The sequence below is a fragment of the Pseudoalteromonas sp. S3178 genome (assembly GCF_005886985.1).
Classification (GTDB): Bacteria; Pseudomonadota; Gammaproteobacteria; order Enterobacterales; family Alteromonadaceae; genus Pseudoalteromonas; species Pseudoalteromonas carrageenovora.
In genome coordinates this window covers 1-346 of record NZ_PNCW01000306.1, presented here as the reverse complement: position 1 = coordinate 346, position 346 = coordinate 1, and the positions used below count along the sequence as shown (strand labels likewise).

Here is a 346-nt window from a genome sequence, read left to right as displayed (position 1 = left end):
CTACTTTTAACGATTACGGCACCAAATCAACTACAGCGCATTGAGCAGATCAGAGCACAGCATTTAGCACGACTTTCGTCTTCAGAGGTAAAGACAGAGACACCTGCAGTGGCGTGGATGGGGTATAGCGTACACGGTAATGAACCCTCAGGCAGCAATGCCGCACTGCTGGTGGCCTATTATTTGGCTGCGGCTCAAGGAGACGCAGTACAGACGTTACTTAAAAATACGATAGTGTTGTTAGATCCTTCTTTAAACCCCGATGGCTTGGCGCGTTTTGCGCAATGGGCTAATAGTAATCGAGGTATGAATTTGTCTGCTGATCCGCAGCACAGAGAGCATGTTG

1 protein-coding gene is annotated in these 346 nt (G+C 48.3%); it reads left to right on the top strand.

The genetic code is table 11. From position 1 onward, the window contains the following. On the top strand, positions 1-346 hold a 346-nt coding region (locus tag CWC11_RS21085), incomplete at both ends, for a M14 family zinc carboxypeptidase (protein ID WP_283241030.1).